The sequence below is a fragment of the Streptomyces chlorus genome, from assembly GCF_042655885.1.
GTDB lineage: Bacteria > Actinomycetota > Actinomycetes > Streptomycetales > Streptomycetaceae > Streptomyces > Streptomyces chlorus.
In genome coordinates this window covers 1-24,002 of record NZ_JBHSOA010000074.1, presented here as the reverse complement: position 1 = coordinate 24,002, position 24,002 = coordinate 1, and the positions used below count along the sequence as shown (strand labels likewise).

The following is a 24,002-nucleotide window of genomic DNA, read 5'->3' as shown; positions in this document are numbered from 1 at the left end:
TCAGCTCCCCGTCGGACGGACCAGCGTGACCGCGGTGCGCAGCAGGATGCAGATGTCCTGCCACAGCGACCAGTCGTCGATGTAGGCGTTGTCGAACCGGCAGCGGTCCTCGATCGAGGTGTCGCCGCGCAGCCCGTGGACCTGGGCGAGGCCGGTGATGCCGGCCCGCATCCGGTGGCGGGCCGCGTAACCCGGGTAGGTCCGACTGAACTGAGAGACGAAGTAAGGGCGTTCGGGGCGCGGCCCGACCAGGCTCATGTCGCCGCGGAGCACGTTCCACAGCTGGAGCAGTTCGTCGAGCGAGGTGCGCCGCAGCATGCGGCAGAACCGGCGCATCTCGTTCTCGTCGGCGACGCTCCACCGGGTCGCCGACTCGTGCGCGTCGACCGGCCGGTGCGTACGGAACTTCAACAGCGTGAACGGCTCTCCGTTCCTGCCGATGCGCTCCTGCCGGAACACCACGCCCGGCCCGTCGCTGAGCCGCAGCGTCAGCGCGCACACCAGCAGCAGCGGACCGGCCAGCAGCAGCAGCGTCCCCGACACGAGGATGTCGAGCATGCGCTTGCCCGCACTGCCGCGGCGCGCCGGTGACAGGTCCAGGCGACGGCACGCGAAACCGGCCAGCCGTTCCTTCGCCGGGTGCGGCGGGGAATCGGCGTCGACCTCCCAGACCGCGCAGCCCGAGTCGGCCAGTGCGCGCAGCAGCGGGCCCTGTCCGGTGTGTACCGAGGGGTGAACGGTCAGCACGGTCCGGACCCCGTTCTGGATGACCGCCCGCTCGACCTCCTCACCGGTGCGCAGCACCGGCAGGCCCTCGATGCCGTCCGGCTGCTCGGCGACGACCCCCACCGGCCGCACGCCGCAGCGCGGGTGGCGCAGCAGGGCGGCGGCCACGCGCTGCGCGGTCGCCGCCGGGCCGACGACGAGCGCCGCGTGCGGATGGCTCCGCAGTGCGGCGTGCCGCCGCCCGTGCACGGCCGCGCGCAGCGCACCGCCGGCCGCCGACTGCAGGACGAGGCCCGTCAGCACGGTGCCGGCGGACAACGCGTGCTCCGGCCGGTACGCCGCCCAGAGCGCCGCGAGCGCCAGCCAGGCCACCGCGACACGGCCGCACACGGCGGGCAGTTCCTCCAGCGGTCCCGGCCCCGGCGGCCGGCCGCCGCGGGGGCGCAGCAGCAGCGACGCGGCGATCAACAGGGCGGCGAGCAGGGAGTGTCGCTGGGTGCCGGACAGCGCCAGCGTGCCCAACAGGGCCGCGGCAGCGTCTGCGAGGAGCAGCGGTACGGGCGAAGCGGGCCGAGCCGAAGGCTGTGGGACGGGCCGTCGCAGACCGCTGGGGGTGCCGCGTGGCGGCATGACGGAGACGGGCGAGGAGCCGTGGTCCCGCGGCGGTACGCCGGGGGAGGGAACGGTGTGTTCGGCGGTCACGAGCGGATGGTCTCCCTGTACTTGGTGGGCTCGACGCGCTGCGCGGTCCGGTTCGCCGCTTCGGCACAGCAGCCCGTCTCGAGCGGCTGCTCCGGTTCGGCGTCGCGGGCCTCGCCACGCTCGACGGCCCGGGACGGACGTGCCCTCCCACGGGAGGGCCAGGTGCCGAGCAGGTCGCGGTAGACGTCGGCGACCTGCTCGGCGGTGTGCCGTACGTCGTGGACGGACAGCACGTGCCGACGGCCCAGGTCGCCGAGCGACGTACGCAGCGGCGGGTCGAGCAGCAGCCCGGACAGGGCCCCGGCCAGAGCCTCCGGGTTCTCCGGCGGTACCAGACAACGGGGGGCGAAGGACGGCGGCAGGCTCTCGCGAGCGCCGTCGACGTCCGTGACCACCACGGGACGCCCGCAGGCCATCGCCTCCAGCGGGGCAAGGGCCATGCCCTCCCAGCGGGACGGCAGGACAACGAGATCGGCGGCCTGGTACCAGAGCGAGGTGTCGGTGACGGCTCCCGCGAACAGCACGGACGTCGGGGCCTGTGCGCGCAGCCGGTCGTGGTCCGGCCCGTCGCCGACCAGGACGAGGCGTGCGGCGGGCACCCGCCGCACGACGGCGTCCCACGCCCGCAGCAGGACGTCCTGCCCCTTCTGCCGGCAGAGCCGCCCCACACAGACCACGAGCGGTGCCGCGGGGTGGAGGGCGGCGAGCGGGGCGAGCTCGGCCCGCACGGTGTCGGCGCCGGCCGGGCAGAAGCGCTCGGGATCGATGCCGTTGGGGACGACGGTCCACCGTCCGGTGATCCCGGCGTGCACGCCGGTCGTCCGTTCCGCCTCGCTCACGCACACCACCCGGGTGGCCCAGCGTGCCCCCCAGCGCTCCCACCCGAGCGCGAGCGCCGCGGTGACCCCGCCCACCGCCTCGAACGACCAGGCGTGCGGCTGGAAGACCGTGGGAATCCGCCCGCGCACCGCGAGCCGCCCGGCGAGTCCGGCCTTCGCGCTGTGCGCGTGCACCAGGTCGGGGCGCACCTCGTCGATCAACCGCGCGAGGTGCCGTACCTCCCGCACGAGTGACGGGCCGGGCGACCGCGTCGACGGCCAGTTCCGTACCTGCGCGCCGAGCGTCCGCAGGTGGAGGGCGAGTGTGCTGTCGGGGCAGACCGCGGTGACGTCCAGACCGTCCGCCACCTGCGTCCGGACCAGGTCCGTCACCACGCGCGCGACCCCGCCGTCCACCGGTTGGGTGAGGTGCAGTACGCGCGGCCGGCGGTCGGAGGGGGGCAGGCCCGTGGGTACGGATTCCTCGCTCGTGACGGCGCTCGGGGCGGGGGGTGGCGTGTTCATCGGAGGGCGTCGACGGCGGTGAAGAGCACGCCGGCCCAGGCCGCGTCCCGTTGGGACGAGAGCAGGAAACTCACCCGGTCGCCGGCGTGCAGCAGGCCGCGTCCGAGGGTGAACACGTCGGAGTCGTAGCCGAGGGTGTTGGAATACGCCGGCACCCGCGCCGGGGCAGCCCCGGCGGGCCCGCTGATGGTGGAGTTCAGGACGTCGCCGGCGGGGTTGGCGGAGTCGGCGAGCGTCGCGGTGGAAGCGGGTGTGCCGGTGGTCACGGTGAGCGAGTCGCCCGTGGTGCCGCGGTCGCCGTTGTACGCCACCAGCCCCACCTGGCCCTCCGCGCCCTCGGCGAGGTCCAGACCGCTGAGCCGGACCTCGGGTCCCGTGCGGGACTGCAGCGGCGCGAAGCCGTCCCAGAGCGAGAGGTGCCGCAGCGGCTCCGCCGGGTTCTCGTACGCCACCACCAGGGTCCAGCCGCCCCATGCGCCGGCCGCCGACCGGCCGGCGGCCACGTTGACATCGGCCACGGTGTAGAGGCCCGGCCCGCTGTCCCGCACCAGCCCGGTCACGTCCGCCGAGGCCTGGAACGCGTCCGCGCCGTCCGCCACGTCGTGTCCGACGACGGTGTCCGCGAGGAGTTCCTTGTAACTTCCGCCGGGTTCGGCGATCAGTACCCGCCCGTTGTCCTGCGGCGGCTTCTGTTCGCCCACGCGCAGGTTGCCGCCCCAGTACAGGCGCGCATACGTCACCCGGGAGCCGGAGGGCAGACGGACCTCCGCGCGGGAGGAGTTGTAGGTGTTCGCATCGCGGTCGACGTCGACGTAGAACATGTCGAAGTCGCCGTTCACCGCCTGCGCGCCCGCCTGCACGTCCGCGCACGAAGACGCCCGGCTCGTGCGGCAGGTGGCGGAGGAGTTGGCCGCGCGCACGATGCCGCCGTGCTGAAGCGCGTAGTACCGCTGGTCGAACGGGAGACTGCTCGCCTCCGGCGCGGGAGGCGCGGCCGGCGCGGCGGCCGGCGCGGCGGCCGGCGCGGCGGCCGGGGAGCCGCAGGGTGCCCACATCGCGACAAGAGCGAGGACACCCACCATGGCAGGGCGAAGCAACTGGCCCGGGGATTGGCGCATGACCGTCGGAGCCTTTCGGAACGGGTGGCGGTGACCGGATGGGTGAAGACGACGTCCGCGGTCGGCGGTGCCACCGATGTCGGAGCCTCACCCGAGGACGGCGACGACGAGCAGGACCGCCGGGACGAGCAGGCAGCACGACGAGTGGGATGCGTCCGCCTAGGGGGGTGCGTCGGCGCAACTCTAACCATCAGCCGGACAAATTTGCCGAAACTCAACCAACGCCGACAACTGTGTTGGAATCGTGAAGCCGGTCCGCCCCCGGGCAGCGCCCAGGCAGTCCCGGCCCGTCGCCTCATCAGACAGGACGGGGTCGCACGGGTGAGAACGGGACACCGAAGGCCCCCACGCCGCTTGTTCGGGTCGGGAACCCCGACGTCCGCGACCACCGTTCCGCCGGTACCTGCGGCACGGCCGGCCGTTTGATCTCATATGACGACTCGTCAATCCGTGGTCCCCCGGTTTCCGCACCGGCCAGGGGTCGTTAGACACGGCGACACGAAGTCCCCTCCGGCGACCCGCGTTGCCGAAGAAAGGAACACGATGAAGTCCCTGAAGGCTGCCGCCGTCCTTGCCGGTTCTCTGATCGCCGCCGGCATGGCCGCGCCCGCGTACGCCCAGGACATCGACCTGGCGTCCACCGGCCTCGACACCGGCCTGAACACGCGCACCGCGGTCCCCTTCGAACTCATGCCGCTGCAGGACGAGTCGAGCGACTCCGGGGCCCGGACCTCGGTGCTCGGCGCCGCGGAGGAGGCGGCGGCCGTGGCGAACCAGGCCAAGCCGGTGCACGGCGACCTGGGGCTGCACGCCTGAGGCACGCCCTACGAAGTCGGCCCCCGGTTCCGGACCGGGGCCCGACTTCGTATGTCCACTCTCCTCGCCGTGCGGCGGTGACCACGCGGGAGGTTCGGCGGTTAGGGCAACCGACATCCGTACGAACGAGGAGTGGATCATGGTCGTCACCACCGGCGGGGCACCCATGGGTGCCGAGGACGGAACACCGGGCCCGGCGCTGCCCCAACCGGCGGGCAGAACACGGCGGGACGTGGCACGCGGGCTGCGGGCCGGCGTCCTCGCCGGCGCCCTGACTCCGGTGCTTGCCGCCTTCCGGTCTCCGCACCCCGGACCCGCGGCAACGGACGCCCCGGGCGACACCGCCTTCGAGCAGGCCTACCGCGGCCGTCGCATCCGAGGGGTGTGGGCGCCCGGGCGCACCGCGGCCGAGGACGGCCGGTGGCACGTCACGGTGGACGGCCGTCCCCTGCATCTGATGCGCCGCGCCGACGGCGGCTGGCTGAGCACGGTCGACCACTACTGCTCCTACCGGACGCCGCTCGAGGCCGCCCACGCGGCCGTCGACGCGCTCGGCCCCGACGAGCGGCTGCGTGAGGCGGCGTCGGCCCCGGGGGCCGCGGGACACGCGCACGGGGAGGGCCGGCATGGCGCACGTGCGTAAGGACGCCGGCACGCTCACGGCAGCCGAGAGGCGGCGGTTCGTCAAGGCGCTGCTGGAGGTCAAACGGCGTGGCGAGTACGACGAGTTCGTGCGGATGCACCTCACGTACTTCACCTCCGACGGCGAGCGTGGACTGCGCACCGCGCACATGGCGCCCTCCTTCCTGCCCTGGCACCGCCGGTTCCTGCTCGACCTGGAGGCCGCCCTGCGCCGGGTGGACTCGGCGGTGACCCTTCCGTACTGGGACTGGACCCGTGACCGCACGACCACCTCCGCACCGTGGACGGCGGACCTCCTCGGCGGCAACGGGCGCCGTTCCGACCGGCAGGTGATGACGGGGCCCTTCGCGTACCGGCAGGGCGACTGGCCCATCGTGGTGGGCGTGACCGACGGGGGGTTCCTCACCCGGGACCTCGGCCGTCGCCGCGACCCGATCGCCCTGCCCACCACGAGCGACCTGGAGCAGGCGCTGAAGGACCCCGTCTACGACGTGCGTCCCTGGGACTCGACGGTCGCACGGGGTTTCCGCAACAAGCTGGAGGGCTGGAGCACCGGCCGGGGCAGCACGCCCTGGCGCAACCACAACCGGGTGCACCGCTGGGTCGGCGGGGCCATGCTCGGTGCCGCTTCCGTCAACGACCCCGTCTTCTGGCTGCACCATGCCTTCGTCGACCTGCAGTGGTACCGCTGGCAGCGCCGGCACGGCGGGGCCCGCTACCTCCCCGCGAAACCGCCGGGCCGGGGCGACGAGCAGCACCGCCGGATCGTGGCACGGCACGAGAAGCTGCCGCCGTGGGACGTGACACCGGACGAGTTGGAGGACGTCGGCCGGATCTACCGGTACGCGTGAGGGGACGTGGTCCCGGGCTTCATGAGGAGAGCCCCGGCGCTCGCGGCGACGGGGCTCTCGGGTCACCACGACGAACGTCGGTTGCCGTAGCCCTGCTGGTGCTTCCGGTGGCTGCCGTTCACGCAGCGGTTGCCCACGGCGGGGTTGAGGAAGCCGATCACGTCGACGGTGTTTCCGCACGCGTTGATCGGCGCGTGGACCGGGACCTGGACCACGTTGCCGGACGTGGCACCCGGCGATGGGACGCCGCGGCGCCGGCGCCGGCGTCCGCCGCGGCCATACCGGCTCCGCTGAGCACCAGGGCCCCCGTGCCGAGAGCGACAGCGCCGGCCTTCGCGATGCGAGACATCGCGTTCTCCCTTACTGACCGGGTGAGCGCGGTTGCATGACGCGCGGCCGCACGCCCCGCTCAACGCGAGCACCTCTCACCGGTCACGGTGTTTCTTCCGGGATCACCCCCTGGGGAAGCCGCCGCACCGGACGAGCGGCCTCCGCTCCCGGCCGCCCGACGCGCGTTCGGCCACCTGACGCACCCGTGTCGGACCGGCGACCTGCATCTTCACGAGAAAATTACGCGCATGGGCGTTTTGGCTACCCCAAGTCGGAAACATCGCTTATGTTTACCACTGTAAGTGACCAGCCCGTAACGGGTTGTGTCCACTCGGGAAATCGGAGAAGTAATGCGCAAGTACCAGAAGGCCGCCGTCGTCATGGCCATGCTCGGCAGTGTCGGCTTCCTCGGCGCCGGCGTCAGCCACGCCGGTGGCGAGCCGGAGTTCGAGCTGAACAACAAGCAGACCACCACCTGCATCCAGGACAACTCCGCCAAGGGCCTCGTCAACGTCGACGACGTCAACGCCGGCGTCGGCGCCCTGCTGGGCCTCGGCAAGGCGGAGAACAAGGAGACCAACGCGGTGTCCTGCGCCTCCAGCCTCGCCCTCGGCGGCAAGTGATCACTGCCAGGTGATCCAGGTGGGTCTCGGGGCTCGAACCCAGGTGTTCGAGCCCCGGGCCCGCCCGGCGTGCCGGCCGGTCCGGGTGTCCGGACCGGCTCCGCCGCTCAAGGCGGCGGCATCCCGTTTTCCCCAGGCGCGGCGCGGCGTTTCGTCTAACAACTGCCGTAAATGTCGCCTACATTAGCGACTGTGAGTGTCCGGTCCGATACGGACCGTGTCAGTACGAGAATGGAGCAGTAATGCGCAAGTACCAGAAGGCCGCCGTCGTCATGGCCATGCTCGGCAGTGTCGGCTTCCTCGGCGCCGGCGTCAGCCACGCCGGTGGCGAGCCGGAGGTCGAGCTCAACAACTCGCAGACCACGACCTGCGTCCAGGACAACTCGAAGCAGGGCCTCATCAACATCGACGACATCAACCTCGCGGTCGGCATCCTGGGTCTCGCCCACGCCGAGAACACGGAGACCAACTCGGTGTCCTGCGCCTCCAGCTTCACCATCGACGGCAAGTGATCATTGCCGGCTGAAATGGGCAGGTCTCGGGGCTCGAACCCAGGTGTTCGAGCCCCGAGCCTGCCCGGCTCATTGGCCGGTCCGGATGTCCGGAACGGCTGCGCCGCTCAGTAGCGGCGGATCGACGGTCAAGGAAAAAGGTAGATGGTGAAGTCGAAGAAGATCGCGGCGGCTGCGGCAGGGGCCCTCGGAGGGCTCGCGCTGATCGGCGCCGGTGCCGTTCAGGCCTTCGGTGCCGATGGCCCGGACAACTGCGTCAAGGGCAAGGACGGCACCGTTCGCTGCGTGCAGGCGAGCGAGCAGGAGATCACGACCGACCAGTACGGAAAGATCCACTTCGTCAACGAGTCGAAGCAGACCTGCTCCGGCGGGAGCGCCGAGGTCTCCTGCACCAACAGCGTTGTCCTCCCGGGCAAGAAGTCCTGACATCTTTGTCGGTCGGGGTCGTTGTCCACGGCATCCCTCACATCGACGTCACCCGCGTCGGACCACCCGTACAGCGGAGAGTGGCCGGAACCCGATACCGGGTCCCGGCCACTCGTCGTATGTCCGTCACCGGCATGCCGCCGCGTAGACGGCACCGGCAGCCGGCGACTCCACGGGGGTGCAGTACGGCAGGTCGTCGATGGGACGGTCGGTGCAGAAGCGGCCGATCAGGTCCGAGGACTCCTGCCTGCGCTCGACGGTGACCAGGTGGTCCGCCTCCGTGACCGTCGTGAACCGCGCCGCCGGAATCGTCGCGGCGAGCTCACGGCCCATCTGCGGGGTGCACAGGGTGTCGTACTCCCCCGTGAACACCAGGGCCGGCACGTCGGGGACGGGCAGGGGCTCGTAACAGCCGTGCGTCACCAGCCTCGTGTTGTGCTCGACCGCCTTCTTCAGCTCGTCCGGCGTCTGGTTCACGAACTGGTGATGCAAAAGGCGTGCGACGGCCGCGTGCCTGCGCACCTGACCGGCACCCGGGTTCGACATGAACAGCTCCACCAGACCGCCGGCCGCCGCGTCGATCTCGCCCCGTTCCAGCGCCTGCGACAGGCGCGGTACCGCTTCGGTGTAGATCTCGGGGAGACGCTTCGCCGCGCCGCAGAAGACGATGCGACGGACGGACTCGGGATGCAGCTGCGCGAAGCGGAGGCCGACGACTTCGCCGAAGCAGCCGCCGAAGAGATTCACCGGCGGCATCCGGGTCTCCATGAGCATGTGCTGGACCGCGGCCGCTAGGAAGTCGATCCCGTAGTGAGCGGGCAGGAAGTCCGCACTGCCGTATCCGGGAAGATCCACGGTGATCACTGTGCACAACGGTGCCAGCCACTTCTCGTGCCCCTGCCAGGAGTACCGGTTCTGGGACGAGCCGCCGAGCAGCAGCAGCGGCGCTGTTCGCGGAGCGCTCTGATGGACGATCCGGCACCCGTACGTGAAGCCCTCGAACGTCAGGGTCCGCTCCTCCACCTGCTCCAGCGGTGGAGAAGCGGACCCGTGGCGCTGTGTGGTCAGGGAAACCTGGGCGGGGGTGAGGGCAGTGCGCATGGACGGCTCCGGGACAGGGGAAATGATGTCGAACCAGTCCATGATTACCAGCACTCATGTCTTTTGTTCGTAATCACTCATTTGTGGGCGATCCCGGCAACAGGGCATGCGCGGCCCGCAAGGCGACAACCGCCGGCGGATCCACCGCTGAGCCTGAGGGCCGGGGACTCAGGGACGGTGTCAGGAGCGGCGAGAGCCCCGGCGCTCGAGGTGCCGGGGCTCTGGATGTTCTGCCGATGACGCGTACGGGCGATCAGTTCCCGTAGGCGCTCTTGTGGCTCTTGTGCTTCTTGTGGCCCTGACCGTCCTTGTTCACGCACTTGTTGCCGAACGCCGGGTTCAGCGCACCGACGCCGTTGACGGTGTTCCCGCACACGTTGACGGGCACGTGGACCGGGGCCTGGACGAGGTTGCCCGACAGGACTCCCCCGGAGTGGGCGGCGACGCCCTGGGCACCCGCGTCCGCCAGGGCCGCACCGGCCCCGCTCAGCGCCACGGCACCCGTGCCGAGTGCGACGCAGGCTGCCTTCGCGATGCGCGACATCACGTTCTCCTTCTGATTCGATGAGCACGGCCGCAGGGGGCGCGGCCGTGCTCCCCGTTCAACGCGGAGACGCACGACGGGTCACGGTGATCAGTCACGGATCACCCTGGGCGTAGGGGTCTTCTTCCGGACCCGGCCCTCAGGCCCTCAGGCCCCCAGCCCTTTCAGGGCAGGCGCCGCACCGGCGCGCCGTCGAGGAAGGCACGGATGTTCTCGACCGCCTGGCCGTAGTACGTGGCGTAGTTGGCGCGGGAGACATAGCCGAGGTGCGGGGTGGCGAGGAGACGCGGGGCGGTGCGCATCGGGTGGCCGGCGGGCAGCGGTTCGACGTCGAAGACGTCGACGCCCGCACCGGCGATCCGGCCCTCGCGCACCACGGCGAGCAGGGCGTCCTGGTCGACGATCGCCGCGCGGGAGGTGTTGACCAGGTAGGCGGTGGGCTTGAGCAGGGCGAGTTCGGCGGTGCCGAGCAGGCCGCGGCTGCGCTCGCCGAGCGCGAGGTGCACGGAGACGAAGTCGCTCTCGCGCAGCAGGTCCTCCTTGGACGGCGCGAACTCCACGCCCACCTCGTCGGCACGTTCCTGGGTGAGGTGGTGGCTCCAGGCCCCGACCCGCATGCCGAAGGCGAGACCGACCTGGGCCACCCGGCTCCCGATCTTCCCCAGACCGAGCAGTCCCAGGCGCCGTCCGTGCAGGTCGGCGCCCACGGTGCGCTGCCAGGGACCGCCGGCGCGCAGGCCGTTGCTCTCCTAGACGAGGCCGCGCGCCAGGCCGAGGAGCAGGGCCCAGGTCAGTTCGACGGGCGGGGTGGAGGAACTGGCCGTACCGCACACGGTGACGCCGTGCGCCCGGGCGGCGGCGTAGTCGATGACCGAGTTGCGCATGCCGGAGGCGACGATCAGCCTCAGCCGGGGCAGCCTGGCGATCAGCGACCCGGGAAAGGCCACCCGCTCCCGCAGCGTCACCACGATGTCGGCGTCGGCGAGCGCGCCGGCCAGGGCGTCCTCGTCGGCGAAGTGACCGTCGAACGAGACCACTTCGACGTCCTCCGTGACCGGTCCCCAGTCGGCGGCCTCGGTCGCCACGCCCTGGAAGTCGTCCAGCACCGCACACCGCAGCCGCATGCCGCTTCCCCTGCTCGTCCGTGGTCCGGGGCGATCAAGTTACCGTTCCTGAGCAGTGACCAGGAATGGGACCAGGACCCGTTCCTGGTCACTGCGGCCATCCCGAACGGTTCTGGGCGTCCTGGTTGTCCGCGTTCGCTCCGCGTCCGGCGGCACGGATCGTGCCCGTGGTCCGGGAAGGCGGGCTCGGGATCAGCAGTGGTACGACTGCACGACGTCGTCGAAACGCCCCGCCAGCAGGTCGTCATGGTTGATGCGCCAGCCCGCTTCGCCGTCCCCGGTGTGGAAGACGGCGGCCTCGAGCCCGATCCGGACCCGCCTCGGCCACGTCGCAGCTCAGGAACGTCACACCGCCGGCGGGATGCGCGTCCTGCGGGTGACGGGTGAGCACGAACACCGGTCCCTGCCAAGCACCCCCGTAGATCGCCTCGGCATCGGGGGAGCCGTCCCAGCCGTCCCGGCCTCCCAGAACGGCGCCGGTCGTCTCCACGTACTCCTCGACGAGTCCGGAGCGGTGCGAGATCCCCGTCATCCAGTCCATCGCGTGCTCCGGCCCCGCCACGAACCCGTCCAGCGACATGGTGAAGTGCAGGAGCACCTTGCTCCCGGCCGTCTGCGGTTCCGTGTCCGGCAACGAGCGGACCGGCACGGCGTCCGCACCCTCCGGGGTCTCCGCGCTCTCCGGGGCTTCTGGGGTCTCTGCAGTGGGCATGGAGCAGTCCTCTCCGTGACCGTCCTCAATCTCACCACCAAGGACTGTCCCGGGCCCGGAAACTCATCGACGGGGCCGGCACGTCAAGCGGTCGGCCTCCGGATCCGTCGGCCGCGGTCGGAGCCCGGGGAGGCGGGGCCGAGGTCCCGCGGGCGGGCGTGCCATGACGGGCAGGGCGCTGCCTCTGCCCCGGAACCCGAGGCGAAAAGGATGAGGTGAAGGCGCCCCCGGCAGGACTCGAACCTGCGGCCAAGCGCTTAGAAGGCGCCTGCTCTATCCACTGAGCTACGGGGGCCGGGTGTGGTGGCCACTGTCGTGGTGCCCGGGTGTCCCCGGTCCCTGACGTCGCCGGGGACAAGGATAGGGCTCCCGCGTCCTTGCCCCTGCCGCCTCGCCTCCGTGGCTCGATGTGGAGGTTCGGTGAAGCGGTCCCGATAATCGCAGGCAGGTACGAATCATGCACCGATTTTGACCCCTCGCGCATCGGGTGTTGTGCACTCGTTATGCCTGGGCTGTGCGCGCGCCCCAGTCGCCCCTTCCGTCCGCTTGTGTTAGATCGGCGCGCAGACATGGTCATATGCTTCAGAATTCCCATGAAATTGGGCATTCTTCACATGTGGTGACCTTGGACGTACGGCCTCAGCTGCTCGACGCACTCTCCGCCCTGCGCGACCGTGTCGCCGCCGCACACTTCCCGCTGCCTGTCGCGGGGGCTTCACGCGCGCGTGCCAACCGCGTCGAACTGCTCGCGCAGCTCGACGACTACCTGGTGCCCCGCCTGAGAGAGCCCCGGGCGCCGTTGCTCGCCGTCGTAGGGGGGTCCACCGGGGCCGGCAAGTCCACCCTGGTGAACTCACTCGTGGGGCGGCGCGTCAGCGAGGCGGGCGTGCTGCGGCCGACGACCCGGACACCGGTGCTCGTCTGCCACCCCGAGGACCACCACTGGTTCAGCGGGATGCGCGTACTGCCCGACCTCACGCGCGTGTGGGGCCCCCGGCGGGAGACCGACGACCTGCTGCTCCCGGGAGAGAACCCCGCGCGCGTCCTGCGCATCGAGACCGCCGACAGCATCCCGCCCGGCCTCGCCCTGCTCGACGCCCCCGACATCGACTCCCTCGTCGCCGACAACCGCGTCCTCGCCGCCGAACTCATCTGCGCCGCGGACATCTGGGTCATGGTCACCACCGCCGCCCGCTACGCCGACGCCGTGCCCTGGCACATGCTGCGCGCCGCCAAGGAGTACGACGTCACCCTGGTGACCGTCCTGGACCGGGTGCCCCACCAGGTCGTGTCCGAGGTGTCCCGGCAGTACGGCGCCCTCCTCACCAAGGCCGGACTCGGCCACGTACCGCGCTTCACCGTGCCCGAGCTGCCCGAGTCGGCCTGGGGCGGCGGGCTCCTGCCGGCCTCCGCCGTGGCGTCGCTGCGGACCTGGCTCGTCCACCAGACGCAGGACCCCGCCGCCCGCGCGCACGTCATGGCGCGTACCGCCCACGGCATCCTCGACTCCCTCAACTCCCGCATGCCGGAACTCGCCGGTGCCGCCGCCGCGCAGCACGCCGCCGCGCTGCGGCTCACCTCCGCCGTCGAGGGGGCGTACGACAAGGAGCACGCGCGCCTGCGCGGCCGGCTGCAGGCCGGAACCGTGCTCGCCGGCGACGCGCTCAAGCGGTGGCGCGCCTTCCCGCTCGACTGCACGCCCGGCGAGCTCCTCGACACCCTCGTGGAGGGCCTGGGTGCCCTGCTGCTGTGCGCCGTCGCCGCCGCCGACGAGCGGGTCGACACCGCCTGGCGGCGCGAACCGGCCGCGAAATCAACGGATTTCACTGACGGCGACGGGGTGACGGAGAGCGTCGAGCACCGGATCGGGCTGGCCGTACGGCGATGGCGGCGCGAGCTGGAGGAGTACGCCGAGGACGAGGTCCGCGAGCTCGACCGCGGTGCCGCACCCGATCCCGAGACGGTCGCCGCCCTGGTCGCCACGGCGCTGCTGAGCGGGCGCCGGGCGCGGACCGCGGGGGAGAAGCTCGCCCAGCAAATCGGCGCGCACGGGGCGGTGCGGCTGCGCGACCGGGGCGGGCGGCTGCTCCTCGAGTACGTGGACCGGGTCATGCACCGCGAACGCGAACGCCGGCTCGCGCCGCTCGACGCGCTCGAGGTGCGTCCGGAGCCCCAGGCCGAACTCATCGCCGCGTTGTCCGTACTGCAGAAGGAGAGGTGACCGGTGACCGCCGTCACTGACCAGGACCAGGACCAGGACCAGGACCACACCGAGCGCCCTGAGGGCTCAGGGGGTTCCGGGGGTGCAAAGGCATCCGGGACGGCTGAGCGGCCCGAGGGGGCCGGTCTCCCCGAGGACGCGCGCGTGGTGGGCGGGCAGGAGCAGGGCGGGCGCGAGCAGGGCCCGTACGGGGACGATAAGTACGGGAACCACGTGTACAGGGACGACGACGCCTACGAGGAGGACGAGGAGGACGAAGAGGGCGAAGAGGACGAGGAGGACGGCGGCAGGGCACCCGAGGACAGGATGGCCACGCAGGACTCCTGGGCCGACGGGCTGATCGCGCGCCGGGTGAGCGAGACCGCCGGGGCCGGGTCCGGGGCCGGGGCCCGGACCGGAACAGGGGTCGGGTCCGGGTCCGGTTTCGGGTTCGGAGCCGGGTCGTACGCCGCGCTGGAGACCCGCGCGTCCGTGCCGCAGACGGTGACCCCCGCGACCCCCCTGGCGTACGACGCGCCCCTGACGTCCCGGCTGGAGGCGTTGCGCGAACTGGTGGGGCTGTCCAGGGCCCGGCTCGACAGCCGGACGCTGGCCGGGGCGGGCCGGGTCCTCGACGAGGCCGCCGCGCGGCGCAGGCTCTCCGGGCAGCACACCGTCGTCGCCATCGCGGGCGCGACCGGCAGCGGCAAGTCGCAGCTGTTCAACACCCTCGCCGGGGTCGCCATTTCGGAGACCGGCGTACGACGGCCGACCACTGCCGCGCCCATCGCGTGCAGTTGGGGCGACGGCGCCGCGGGTCTCATCGAACGGCTCGGCATCCCGCCCCGGTTGCGCCGACGTCCGTCGCAGGCGATGGCGGACGCGGACGAGCAGTTGCGCGGACTCATTCTCGTCGACCTGCCGGACCACGACTCGGCGGCCGTGCAGCACCGCGAACAGGTCGACCGGGTGCTGGACCTGGTCGACGCCGTCATCTGGGTCGTCGACCCGGAGAAGTACGCCGACGCGATGCTGCACGAGCGCTATCTGCGGCCCATGGCGGCCCACGCGGAGGTCATGTTCGTCGTCCTCAACCAGATCGACCGGCTGCCCGGGGAGGCCGCCGAGCAGGTCCTGGACGATCTGCGGCGCCTGCTCGACGAGGACGGCATCGCCCTGGGCGAGTACGGAGAACCCGGTACGACAGTCCTCGCGCTGTCCGCGCTCACCGGCGACGGGGTCGGTGAACTACGCGAAGCACTCGGCCAGTTCGTGGCCGAGCGGGGAGCGGCCGGCCGCCGTATCGCGGCGGACGTGGACATCGCCGCGGCCCGGCTGTGGCCCGTCTACGCCAACAGCCGGTGGGCCGGGCTCAGCGAGGAGGCGCGCGAGGAGTTCACGGACCGGCTCGCGGACGCCGTGGGCGCCACCGCGGCGGGCGAGGCCGCCGAACGCGCGTGGCTGCGCCATGCCAACCGCGCGTGCGGCACCCCGTGGCTGCGGCTGTGGCGCTGGTACGGGGACCGGGGCGGGCCGCTCACCGGGAAGCTTCCGCAGTGTGCGCAGCCCGACGAGGAGATCACGGCCAGGCAGCGGGTGGAGCAGGCGGTGCGCACGGTGTCCGACCGGGCCTCGGACGGGCTGCCCGAGCCGTGGGCGCAGGCGGTGCGCGAGGCGGCCGTACGGGGCTCCCAGGGGCTGCCGGAGGCGCTGGACGACCTCGCCGCGCGCGCCGCGCTGCCGCCGGGGCGGCCGCCGCGGCCCGGGTGGTGGCCGGCGGCCGTACTCGCCCAGGCGTCCATGACGATCCTCCAGTTCATCGGCGGGCTGTGGCTGGTGGGCCAGATCGTCGGATTCATGTCGCCGAACCTGGGGGTGCCGGTGCTGCTGATGGTGATCGGCATCGTCGGCGGCCCGATCGTCGAGTGGAGCTGCCGGATGGCGGCCCGTGGGCCGGCCCGGCGACACGGGCTGGAGGCGGAGAGACGGCTGCGGGAGGCGGCCGCGGGGTGCGGCCGCGCCCGGGTCCTGGACCCGGTGGCTTCGGAACTGCTGCGCTACCGGGAGGTACGGGAGGAGTACGGACGGGTGGCGGGGGTGGGCGCCGGGATGAGCTGAGGCGTACGGAGCGGTCACTCCTGCGCGGCCACTCGTACGGGTGGCGGAGTTGTCCACAGACCGGCGGTGGTCCACAGGCGTCAGCGGGCCCGGCCCGACGGCGGCAGTCTGACTCGCAGCCGTACGGGACGGGCCCGTACGCGTATCCGCCCGGCCGCCGGTGCCGGTGTCCGGGCGGGGGAGGCAGGCGTGATGAACGAGACGATGATCTGTGCGGTGGGCAACGTGGCGACGCAGCCGGTGTTCCGGGAGACGGCGTCCGGACCGGTGGCGAGGTTCCGGCTGGCGGTCACGTCGCGGTACTGGAACCGGGACAAGGCCATGTGGGCGGACGGACACACCAACTTCTTCACGGTGTGGGCCAATCGCCAGCTCGCCACCAACGCCACGGCCTCGCTGTCGGTGGGCGAACCCGTGATCGTGCAGGGGCGGTTGAAGGTGCGCACGGAGACACGCGAGGGGCAGCAGGGCCGTACCTCGGCGGACATCGACGCGGTGGTGATCGGACACGACCTGGCCCGGGGCACGTCGGCCTTCCGCCGCGCGGGCCGCCCGGACCCACAACAGGCCTCCCCGGACCGGCCGGAACCCACGTGGGAAACCAGGCCGGGCGAGGGAGCCAAGGAGGCTGAAGCCGCCGAAGCGGTCGAAGTGGCCGCTGCCGCAACCGCCGCAACCGCCGCATCCGAGCCCGCCGCCGCCCAACAGTCGCCGGAACCAGCCATGGTGACGTGATGTCGCCGGTCCGGCCCTCGGCGGCGGAGCCGACCGAAGTGCGGCTTATCAGCTAATGCGTGACGAACGATCCTGAGTTGTTTTATCGACAAGCCCTGCTCGTACCCACTCCGGCGATAACGATTCCACGTCGGATCAGGCCTCCGACCTGATCACCGGCGGGCGCGGTTCGCGGCGTACTTAGGATGCCGGGCATGGCTCCCGGGGTTCTCGGGGCCGGTAATTCTGCTGGTGGGGCCCGTCCCCCACGTCAATGGGTCCCGCTCGGAAGGGAAATCGGTGTTTGCTGCGTCCTCTGGGTTCTCTGCGTTGTCCGCACGCGGGGTCGGGCCGGTGAGACGTCTCGCCGCCGGAACACTGGTGTCCGGATTCATCGCCGCCGGTGTGCTGGCCGGCGCCGGGACAGCGGTGGCCGACGACGGGACGACGCGCGGTGAGGGCGGAGCGGCCGCGACCGTGGAGGGCCTGAAGACGTACGGCGAGGCCGTGATCCGCGGCGCCGCCGGGGACCAGCAGGTGTCGGCGGGGCTGTTCGAGATGTCCGTCGAGGGCGGCGGCATGCTGCAGACGTACTGCGTCGACATCCACACCCCCACGCAGACGGACGCCGCGTACCACGAGGCCGACTGGAGCGGGACCTCGCTGGGCGCCAACGAGAACGCCGGCCGGATCCACTGGATCCTGCGGAACTCCTACCCCCAGGTGAACGACCTCGCGGCGCTCGCCGACCGGGCGGGCGTCCGGGGCGAGCTGACCGAGCAGGACGCGGCGGCCGGCACGCAGGTGGCGATCTGGCGCTACTCCGACGGCGTGGACGTGGACGCCGTCGACCCCCAGGCGGAGCAGCTCGCCGACTACCTGGAGAAGAACGCGCGCAACCAGGCGGAGCCGCAGGCGTCGCTCACCCTGGACCCGCCGGCCGTCTCCGGACGCCCCGGCGAGCTGCTCGGCCCGGTGACGGTACGTACGGACGCGCGCAGCGTGACGATGTCGCCGCCGGCGGACGCCGCCACGAGCGGGGTGCGGATCCTGGACGCGGACGGCCTGCCGGTCATCAGCGCGGTGGACGGCACCGAGGTGTTCTTCGAGATACCCGAGGACGCGCCCGAGGGCACGGTCCAGGTGACCGCACAGGCCTCGACCACGGTGCCGGTAGGCCGGGCGTTCGCCGCGGAGAGCCGCAGCCAGACGCAGATCCTGGCCGGCTCCAGCACCTCGACGGTCTCCGCGACGGCGGGTGCGACGTGGGCGGAGCAGGGCGCGATTCCGGCGATGACCGCCCGGAAGAACTGCGCCGAAGGCGGCGTCGACGTCATCACCACCAACCAGGACGACGAGCCCTTCACCTTCGAACTCGCGGAGCGCGAGTACACCGTGGAGCCGGGGGAGACCCGCACGGTGACGGTCCCGGTGGCCGAGGACCGGACGTACGACTTCACGGTCCAGGGCGCGGACGGCTTCGAGAAGCGGTTCACCGGCATGCTCGACTGCAGGACCAAGGCCGCCGAAACCGGCGCCGACATCCAGACCCTGAGCGGCCCCACCCCCGCCCCCGTCGTGGTCGGATCCACCGACGTCAACCTCGCCGACACCGGCGCCCCCAGCGCCGCCCCCTGGATCGTCGGCACCGCCATCACCCTGGTCGTCCTCGGCGGAACGGCCCTGGTCATCACCCGGCAGCGCGAGGCGAGTCGCGGCAACTGACGCACTCGGTCGACGCGCCCGCCGAACGGCTACTCCTGGAGGGCGAGATCCGGACGAGTGGCCGGGAAGACCATGTAAAGGATCGCCGCCGTCGCTCCCGGCAGGGACAGCACGCCGCCGACGACGGCGTGCGGCCTGCTCGTCCGGCCGCGCACCGATGCCCGGTACTCGACGCAGGCCCGCACGAGCCCGACGAGGGCCAGAGGCAGCGCGAGGAAGCAGACGACCGTCCAGACCGGGCGCATGGGTCGCAACGACGCCTTACGAGCGGCGAGGCTGAGGGCGGGACGGCGCACCGTCGAGCAGGCTGCCGCCCGCCTCACCACGCACGGACAACAACTGCTGGACGAGCGTCAGTTCACGGTTTCGGCGCGAACCTGGCGCTGGTGGGAGGGGAACGCCCGGGCTGGCCGTCCGAGGCCGACGACCGACGGCGTCCGCAACCTCCCCAAGCAGTGACCACCCGACAGGCCACCACTCCCACGGAAGCACCGCTCCTCTCCCCGACCAGCGGAAACGCGGCGATCACGCCCGGAAAGACAACAGCTTCTGTGAGATGTGTGGAGGCTTGGACCTGACCGTCGAGTCCCTGGTGGATGGCGCGAAGGCCCTGCGGCGGCGGGTGCGGCGCGCCTGCCGCAGGGCGGAGGCACCCGCCAGGGTCTCCTTCCGCAAGGAACCGTGGCGACTGCGCCTCCCGCCGCAGCATTGAGGGGGGGAGGACCGGACAGCCCGGCCCTCCCCCCCTGTGTGTATGGGGAGTTACTCGGTGACCTCGTGGTCATGGCCTTCGTGCAGGCCACCACCGCTGCCCGCCGAGCCCTTGGTGTTCTGCGGCGCCACCGGCTTGCTCAGAAGGCTGGTGTCCCAGGCGTACTGGCCCACCGCGTTGGCGATGACGTCGATGTTGACGTCGAACGCCTTCATGTTGATGTTCTTCAGGTTGTCGCAAGCGGCGTGGTAGCAGGCGTCGTACGCGACACCGGCCTTACCGCCGTACACCTTTGCCTGCTCGGCCGTCTTGACGCCCTCGGCGCCGGTGAAGGTGCCGCCCGAGGGGATGCCCACCTCGATGAACGGCCCGTAGTCCGACCGGCCGGTGAAGTCGGTGCCCTCGTACGGGGTGCGCCGGCTGTCCAGGTAGTCGGTGATCTGCCGCTCCAGCTGCGCCGAGCCCTCCGGGCCGGGGCCGGCACCGACCTGGTCGGAGTCGTCGCCGTCGTAGACGAACTGGGCGTAGTTCGGCGAGGCGATCATGTCGAAGTTCAGGTACAGCTTGACCTTCGCACGGTCCGCCGCCGAGAGGCTGTCGACGTACGCCTCCGAGCCCAGCAGGCCGAACTCCTCAGCCGACCACCAGGCGAAGCGCACCTTGTTCTTGGTCTTCTCGTGGGAGAGGTTCAGGGCCACGTCGAGGATGCCGGCGGAGCCGGAGCCGTTGTCGTTGATGCCCGGGCCGTCCGCCACCGAGTCCAGGTGGGCGCCGAACATCACCACGTTGTCGGCGGCGCCGCCCTTGGTCTCGGCGATCACGTTGTAGGTGCGCCGGGTCTCCGAGAAGGTGCGGATCTCCAGGTTGACGGTCACTGCGCCGGCGGCGGCCTTGGCCGCGAGCGCCTCGCCGTCCGCCTGCGTGACGCCGCCTGCCGGGATCTTGGCGACGGACGGGTCTCCCAGGGTGCCGCTGAGCGCGCCCTCGGTGTTGTTGTAGATGATCGCGCCGACCGCGCCCGCACCGGCGGCGGTCTCCTGCTTCTCCGCGAAGGTGCAGCCGCCGCGCTTGATCAGCGCGATCTTGCCGGTGAACGTCTCGGGGGCGTAGTCCTCCGGCTCGCAGCCGGTGGTGTCGTCGACCGGCACCACCGCGACCGGGGCGGTGATGCCGCCGACCGGGCTGTTGGTGGAGTACGTCATGGCGGTCACCGGGACGTCCTGCTGCTGCGGCGACACCACCCGCAGGCTCTGCGCCAGCGTCTGGGTGAACGGGAAGTCGAACTCGTTCCGGGTCACCGAGTACCCGGCCTTCCGCAGCAGGCCTTCGACGTACTCGGCCGACTGCCGGTGCCCCTTCGACCCGGCCACCCGGGTGTTCCCGTTCTTGTCAGCGATCCGCTGGAACTGCTTCAGATGCTCGTAGGCATCCTTGGCGTCGCTCTTCTTGACGAGCTTCTTTGCGAGCTTGGCAGCCTCCTTGGCAGGGTCGCTGTGGGCGGAGGCGGTGCTCGATCCGATCAGCAGCAGCGGCGCTATGAGCCCTGCGACGGATACGGCGGCTACCGTGGTGCGGCGGTTCCGAGCGTTCAAAACGCTTCCTTCCGGCGGTCCATGAGGAATGAGCGTAAAACCGAAAACAGGCCGAACGACGTGCAGCGGTACTCCGGGCAGGCAGGAATAGCCGGATCGCTCTGCCCGCTCCTGCCACCGGCAAGGAGAAAGGTATCTGCTCAGTAAACGCTTGGTAATGGGTTGACGGGAATCTTCGGCGCCGGCGCCACCCGAGCGCACCGATCGGCCGCTGGCCCAACCGAAGTTGGCTGGAAGCCACCGGTGCTGACCAGTGCCGCATCAGGGCCCCGGTCTCCTATCCCTGACCCACGGTGCAAAGTAGCGCCCGTGCCTGATCGGCACCCCGTTGCCTGGCGCCCTGCCGCTTCGCTGCTCCGAGCGAGTGGACGGCGGAGGAGTGGAAGCGTTCATGCGCAGGGAGTGGTCGCCCGAGGACGTGGTGGCGTGCTGGACCTTGGTGGGCAGTGACTGGGACCTGATCGCGAACAAGTCCGACCCGGCCCGGCCCGGCTTCGCGCTGATGCTGAAGTTCTTCGAGTCGGAGGGCCGCTTCCCCCGGCTCATCGAGGAGTTCCCGCAGGCCGCGGTCGACTACGTGGCCGACGTGGTCAAGGTGCGGCCAACGGCTTGGCGAAGTACGACCTGACTTCGCGCTCGGCGAAGGGGCACCGGACGCAGATCCGCGAGGCGCTGGGCTTTTGCCCCGCGACCCGGGCCGATGAGGAGCGGCTGGCCGCCTGGCTCGCGGCAGAGGTCTGCCCGGTGGAGCTCGGGGAGGACCGGTAACCGCGCCGCGAACTGTTCCGGCGTATCTCCCGGCTGACCACCGACGGGTCCCGGCCGATCCGCCGCGCAATCTCCCGCACCCCTTTGTCCTGGGCGCGGCCGACCGCGATCTCCTCACGCTCCTCGAGCGTCAACGGTCTCCGCACTGCCACGAGCAACCCTTCTCACCTGCACTGTTGCTTCGAGGCTATGACACCGCCGTCCCCAGGCGGCCAGCGGCTGGAGTGCGTCGTTGAGTCGCATGCCGTCCTCGGTCAGCGAGTACTCGACGCGGGGCGGCACCTCGTCGTAGGAGACGCGGTGCACGACGCCGTCCGCCTCCATCTCACGCAGGTGAGAGGCCAGCACCTTCTCGGTGATCCCCGGAAGCAGCCGACGCAGCTCGCCGAAGCGGCGGTAGGGGTGCTCATGGAGCGCCCAGAGGATCAGCACCTTCCACTTGCCGCCGATCACCTCCATCGCGGTGTCGATCCCGCAGACGTGTCCGTCTGGTGCGCCCGGCCGGTTCAGCGTCGTCATGCCCCACCCTTTCGACGTGCTCGCTCACCCCGGGGTAACCACCCACTACCAAGTGCGTACTTGATCACCTCCGGGCCTGCGACCAGCCTAATCGGCATGGCACAGAACACTGTTGAGAAGACTTCCGTCACGCTGCTGGGCCTCGGCGCGATGGGCACCGCGCTGGCCCGTACCTGGCTTGCCGCCGGCCACCCGCTCACCGTCTGGAACCGCACCCCGGCCCGCGCCGCGGCGCTCGCCGCCGAGGGTGCAAGGGTCGCGGACAGCGCCGCTGAGGCGGTCGCAGCGAACACCCTGGTCGTCGTTTGCCTGTTGGACGACACCTCGGTCGACGAGGTGCTGGCCGGCACCGACCTGGCCGACCGGGACCTGGTCAACCTGACCACCAGCACCCCCGCCCAGGCCCGCGCCCGCGCCGAGTGGGCCCGCGAGCGCGGCGTCCGCTACCTGGACGGCGGGATCATGGCCGTCCCTCCGATGATCGGCGCCCCAGAAGCCGGCGGCTACGTCTTCTACAGCGGCTCGTGGGAGCTGTTCGAGCGGCACCAGCAGACCCTGGGCGTCCCGGCCGGCACTACCTACGTCGGCGAGGACGCGGGCTTCGCGGCCCTGCACGACGTGGCCCTGCTCAGCGCCATGTACGGGATGTTCGCCGGTGCCGCGCACGCCTTCGCCCTGATCCGCAAGGAGGACATCGACCCCGCGGCGCTCGCCCCGCTGCTCGCCGACTGGCTCGTCGCGATGGCCCCGGCGGTTCACCAGACCGCCGACCAGCTGCGCAGCGGCGACTACACCAAGGGTGTCGTCTCCGACCTCGCCATGCAGGTGGCAGGCACGCCGACCTTCCTGAGCACCGCCGAGCAGCAGGGTGTCAGCCCGGAACTGCTCAGCCCGTACTTCGAGCTGATGCGCCGCCGCCTGGCCGAGGGCAACGGGGAGGAGGACCTGACGGGCGTGATCGACCTGCTGGTGCACTGACCGGCCACTTGCCGCCCCAGAGGCGACCGTGCTGGTCACAGTCCTCAACGAGTAGCTGTGACCAGCACTTTCACAACACGCCCTAGGCCCGTTGGACCCAACAGGCCCGACTCCGCCGGTGAGACCTCGCGCCCGCGCGCGTCCGTGCTCCCGCGGGCCGACGCGGTGTCCCCGCCGGCCTCGGCGGCCTTGGCCTTCTTGACCCAGCCGCGCAGGCTCTCGGAGCTGATGCCGAGCTCGCGGGCGACGTCGGTCACCGTCCGTCCCGACGAGCGCACGAGCTCGATCGCGTCCCGCTTGTACTCATCCGAGTACCGCTTCGTGTACTTGCTTCCCACCTGGCACTACTTCCTCTGGAACCTCTCAGATCCCAGTCTCCAGGTGTCCGTGGTCAAGGGGAAGCTTCAGAACAACCACGACAAGGGCGGTGTGCGCGGCGGGCGGGATGCGGACGTTGAGCAGAATCCTGCCGCAGGGCGCCCGCAACCCGCGCAGCGACGTACTCCGTCATCCAGGGCCTCGCACCCCCTGGAACCCGGGCATCGCCGACACGTACCGGGCACCTCGGCGTCGACTCACCGCCCGGCTTTGGCGATCCCGGACACCATCGCAGCCGACCCGGCTCCATCAGTGTGGCGGATTCATCCCTTATCGTAGCTTTTGGTGCGGGGCCTTCGCGGACGGGAGGGAGTTGGGGCCGTGGCGTTCGCGGAGTCGGCCGATGGCGGTGAGTCCACGTCCTCTCCCGCGTCGGCCCCGGGGCCCGGGCGACGGTCCTGGGCACCGCTACTGGCGGTGTGCACCGGGTATTTCATGGTGATTCTGGATGTGACGGTCATCAACGTCGCCGTGCCGGTGATCGGCCGGGAGCTGTCGGCCTCGCTCACTGGCATCCAGTGGATCACCGATGGGTACACCCTGGTCTTCGCCGGGTTCCTGCTGACCGGTGGCGCGCTGGGCGACCGGCTGGGCAACCGCCGGGTCTTCTGCTCGGGCGTGGCGGTGTTCACTGTGTCCTCGGCCGCGTGCGCGCTCGCGCCGAGCACCCCCTTCCTGGTTGCGGCCCGGCTGGTGGAGGGGCTCGGTGCGGCGCTGATCGTGCCCGG

Annotated in this window: 26 protein-coding genes, 1 tRNA gene and 2 pseudogenes; 16 read left to right on the top strand and 13 right to left on the bottom strand. The window is 71.4% G+C overall.

Annotated features, from left to right (window positions below; genetic code table 11):
* Genes ACFPZI_RS29125 through ACFPZI_RS29115 form a run of 3 tightly spaced genes read right to left on the bottom strand, consistent with a single transcriptional unit; the run spans nucleotide 1 to nucleotide 3,889 of the window.
* A complete protein-coding gene (locus tag ACFPZI_RS29125; protein ID WP_381369125.1) occupies nucleotides 1–1,428 on the bottom strand; it encodes an exopolysaccharide biosynthesis polyprenyl glycosylphosphotransferase in 1,428 nt (475 codons plus the stop codon).
* Entirely contained in the window at nucleotides 1,425–2,771 is a 1,347-nt protein-coding gene (locus ACFPZI_RS29120; protein WP_381369122.1) for a glycosyltransferase, read from the bottom strand. The genes ACFPZI_RS29125 and ACFPZI_RS29120 overlap by 4 nt, the downstream gene beginning before the upstream one ends.
* A complete protein-coding gene (locus ACFPZI_RS29115) occupies nucleotides 2,768–3,889 on the bottom strand; it encodes a DUF3344 domain-containing protein (protein WP_381369119.1) in 1,122 nt (373 codons plus the stop codon). Before ACFPZI_RS29115 ends, ACFPZI_RS29120 begins: the two co-directional genes overlap by 4 nt.
* Nucleotides 3,890–4,432: 543 nt before the next feature.
* Between ACFPZI_RS29115 and ACFPZI_RS29110 the strand changes: the two genes are divergently transcribed.
* The 3 genes from ACFPZI_RS29110 (at nucleotide 4,433) to ACFPZI_RS29100 (ending at nucleotide 6,198) form a co-directional block, all read left to right on the top strand.
* Nucleotides 4,433–4,705, top strand: coding sequence for a hypothetical protein (locus ACFPZI_RS29110; protein WP_381369116.1), 273 nt, complete (start codon nucleotides 4,433–4,435; stop codon nucleotides 4,703–4,705).
* Nucleotides 4,706–4,844: 139 nt separating this feature from the next.
* Nucleotides 4,845–5,348 (top strand): tyrosinase family oxidase copper chaperone, encoded by a 504-nt coding sequence (locus ACFPZI_RS29105; protein WP_381369113.1) that lies wholly within the window; start codon nucleotides 4,845–4,847, stop codon nucleotides 5,346–5,348.
* A complete protein-coding gene (locus ACFPZI_RS29100) occupies nucleotides 5,332–6,198 on the top strand; it encodes a tyrosinase family protein (RefSeq protein ID WP_381369110.1) in 867 nt (288 codons plus the stop codon). Before ACFPZI_RS29105 ends, ACFPZI_RS29100 begins: the two co-directional genes overlap by 17 nt.
* Before the next feature lie 62 nt (nucleotides 6,199–6,260).
* Here ACFPZI_RS29100 and ACFPZI_RS29095 read toward each other — a convergent pair.
* Nucleotides 6,261–6,547, bottom strand: a pseudogene (locus tag ACFPZI_RS29095) (chaplin).
* Nucleotides 6,548–6,878: 331 nt separating this feature from the next.
* Between ACFPZI_RS29095 and ACFPZI_RS29090 the strand changes: the two are divergent.
* The 3 genes from ACFPZI_RS29090 to ACFPZI_RS29080 all read left to right on the top strand — a co-directional run bounded on the left by ACFPZI_RS29090 (nucleotide 6,879) and on the right by ACFPZI_RS29080 (nucleotide 8,089).
* A complete protein-coding gene (locus tag ACFPZI_RS29090; RefSeq protein WP_381369107.1) occupies nucleotides 6,879–7,151 on the top strand; it encodes a hypothetical protein in 273 nt (90 codons plus the stop codon).
* A gap of 242 nt (nucleotides 7,152–7,393) precedes the next feature.
* Nucleotides 7,394–7,663 (top strand): hypothetical protein, encoded by a 270-nt coding sequence (locus ACFPZI_RS29085; RefSeq protein WP_381369105.1) that lies wholly within the window; start codon nucleotides 7,394–7,396, stop codon nucleotides 7,661–7,663.
* A 144-nt stretch (nucleotides 7,664–7,807) separates the two neighbouring features.
* Nucleotides 7,808–8,089 (top strand): hypothetical protein, encoded by a 282-nt coding sequence (locus ACFPZI_RS29080; protein ID WP_381369102.1) that lies wholly within the window; start codon nucleotides 7,808–7,810, stop codon nucleotides 8,087–8,089.
* Between the two features lie 126 nt (nucleotides 8,090–8,215).
* Here the strand turns inward: ACFPZI_RS29080 and ACFPZI_RS29075 are convergent, their stop codons facing one another.
* The 5 genes and pseudogenes from ACFPZI_RS29075 to ACFPZI_RS29055 all read right to left on the bottom strand — a co-directional run bounded on the left by ACFPZI_RS29075 (nucleotide 8,216) and on the right by ACFPZI_RS29055 (nucleotide 11,865).
* Nucleotides 8,216–9,190: an alpha/beta fold hydrolase gene (locus tag ACFPZI_RS29075; RefSeq protein ID WP_381369099.1), complete on the bottom strand. Its 975-nt coding sequence runs from the start codon at nucleotides 9,188–9,190 to the stop codon at nucleotides 8,216–8,218.
* 253 nt (nucleotides 9,191–9,443) lie between these two features.
* Nucleotides 9,444–9,734 (bottom strand): chaplin, encoded by a 291-nt coding sequence (locus ACFPZI_RS29070; protein WP_381369096.1) that lies wholly within the window; start codon nucleotides 9,732–9,734, stop codon nucleotides 9,444–9,446.
* 164 nt (nucleotides 9,735–9,898) lie between these two features.
* A pseudogene (locus tag ACFPZI_RS29065) lies at nucleotides 9,899–10,858 on the bottom strand (D-2-hydroxyacid dehydrogenase family protein).
* A gap of 244 nt (nucleotides 10,859–11,102) precedes the next feature.
* A complete protein-coding gene (locus ACFPZI_RS29060) occupies nucleotides 11,103–11,570 on the bottom strand; it encodes a dihydrofolate reductase family protein (protein WP_381369093.1) in 468 nt (155 codons plus the stop codon).
* 222 nt (nucleotides 11,571–11,792) lie between these two features.
* A tRNA-Arg gene (locus ACFPZI_RS29055) sits at nucleotides 11,793–11,865 on the bottom strand.
* Between the two features lie 321 nt (nucleotides 11,866–12,186).
* On the opposite strand from ACFPZI_RS29055, the gene ACFPZI_RS29050 reads away from it, so the two are divergent.
* From ACFPZI_RS29050 to ACFPZI_RS29035, 4 genes are all read left to right on the top strand, one after another.
* Nucleotides 12,187–13,791 (top strand): dynamin family protein, encoded by a 1,605-nt coding sequence (locus tag ACFPZI_RS29050; protein WP_381369090.1) that lies wholly within the window; start codon nucleotides 12,187–12,189, stop codon nucleotides 13,789–13,791.
* A 3-nt stretch (nucleotides 13,792–13,794) separates the two neighbouring features.
* Nucleotides 13,795–15,888 carry a YfjP family GTPase gene (locus tag ACFPZI_RS29045; protein ID WP_381369087.1) on the top strand — a complete coding sequence of 698 codons (2,094 nt, stop codon included), beginning with the start codon at nucleotides 13,795–13,797 and terminating at the stop codon, nucleotides 15,886–15,888.
* A gap of 192 nt (nucleotides 15,889–16,080) precedes the next feature.
* A complete protein-coding gene (locus ACFPZI_RS29040; protein ID WP_381369086.1) occupies nucleotides 16,081–16,623 on the top strand; it encodes a single-stranded DNA-binding protein in 543 nt (180 codons plus the stop codon).
* Between the two features lie 333 nt (nucleotides 16,624–16,956).
* Nucleotides 16,957–18,327 carry a Cys-Gln thioester bond-forming surface protein gene (locus ACFPZI_RS29035; RefSeq protein WP_381369083.1) on the top strand — a complete coding sequence of 457 codons (1,371 nt, stop codon included), beginning with the start codon at nucleotides 16,957–16,959 and terminating at the stop codon, nucleotides 18,325–18,327.
* Between the two features lie 29 nt (nucleotides 18,328–18,356).
* Here the strand turns inward: ACFPZI_RS29035 and ACFPZI_RS29030 are convergent, their stop codons facing one another.
* Nucleotides 18,357–18,572: a hypothetical protein gene (locus tag ACFPZI_RS29030; protein WP_381369081.1), complete on the bottom strand. Its 216-nt coding sequence runs from the start codon at nucleotides 18,570–18,572 to the stop codon at nucleotides 18,357–18,359.
* Between ACFPZI_RS29030 and ACFPZI_RS29025 the strand changes: the two genes are divergently transcribed.
* Complete coding sequence (locus ACFPZI_RS29025) at nucleotides 18,571–18,786, top strand: hypothetical protein (protein WP_381369078.1); 216 nt, start codon at nucleotides 18,571–18,573, stop codon at nucleotides 18,784–18,786. The genes ACFPZI_RS29030 and ACFPZI_RS29025 overlap by 2 nt on opposite strands.
* A 109-nt stretch (nucleotides 18,787–18,895) precedes the next feature.
* A complete protein-coding gene (locus ACFPZI_RS29020; protein WP_381369075.1) occupies nucleotides 18,896–19,039 on the top strand; it encodes a hypothetical protein in 144 nt (47 codons plus the stop codon).
* Between the two features lie 50 nt (nucleotides 19,040–19,089).
* Here ACFPZI_RS29020 and ACFPZI_RS29015 read toward each other — a convergent pair whose 3' ends face one another.
* Complete coding sequence (locus ACFPZI_RS29015; RefSeq protein WP_381369072.1) at nucleotides 19,090–20,631, bottom strand: M28 family metallopeptidase; 1,542 nt, start codon at nucleotides 20,629–20,631, stop codon at nucleotides 19,090–19,092.
* Nucleotides 20,632–21,022: 391 nt separating this feature from the next.
* On the opposite strand from ACFPZI_RS29015, the gene ACFPZI_RS29010 reads away from it, so the two are divergent.
* Complete coding sequence (locus tag ACFPZI_RS29010) at nucleotides 21,023–21,259, top strand: DUF4158 domain-containing protein (RefSeq protein WP_381369069.1); 237 nt, start codon at nucleotides 21,023–21,025, stop codon at nucleotides 21,257–21,259.
* On the top strand, nucleotides 21,241–21,399 hold the full coding sequence (locus tag ACFPZI_RS29005) for a hypothetical protein (protein WP_381369517.1): 159 nt from the start codon (nucleotides 21,241–21,243) through the stop codon (nucleotides 21,397–21,399). Before ACFPZI_RS29010 ends, ACFPZI_RS29005 begins: the two co-directional genes overlap by 19 nt.
* A 114-nt stretch (nucleotides 21,400–21,513) precedes the next feature.
* Here ACFPZI_RS29005 and ACFPZI_RS29000 read toward each other — a convergent pair whose 3' ends face one another.
* Complete coding sequence (locus tag ACFPZI_RS29000; protein WP_381369066.1) at nucleotides 21,514–21,918, bottom strand: winged helix-turn-helix transcriptional regulator; 405 nt, start codon at nucleotides 21,916–21,918, stop codon at nucleotides 21,514–21,516.
* Between the two features lie 96 nt (nucleotides 21,919–22,014).
* Here ACFPZI_RS29000 and ACFPZI_RS28995 point away from each other — a divergent pair, with 96 nt between their 5' ends.
* Nucleotides 22,015–22,896, top strand: coding sequence for an NAD(P)-dependent oxidoreductase (locus tag ACFPZI_RS28995; protein WP_381369063.1), 882 nt, complete (start codon nucleotides 22,015–22,017; stop codon nucleotides 22,894–22,896).
* A gap of 44 nt (nucleotides 22,897–22,940) precedes the next feature.
* Here the strand turns inward: ACFPZI_RS28995 and ACFPZI_RS28990 are convergent, their stop codons facing one another.
* Complete coding sequence (locus ACFPZI_RS28990) at nucleotides 22,941–23,234, bottom strand: transposase (protein WP_381369060.1); 294 nt, start codon at nucleotides 23,232–23,234, stop codon at nucleotides 22,941–22,943.
* Between the two features lie 475 nt (nucleotides 23,235–23,709).
* Here ACFPZI_RS28990 and ACFPZI_RS28985 point away from each other — a divergent pair.
* Nucleotides 23,710–24,002, top strand: a 293-nt coding sequence (locus ACFPZI_RS28985) for an MFS transporter (RefSeq protein ID WP_381369057.1), incomplete at its 3' end; no start/stop codon positions are given.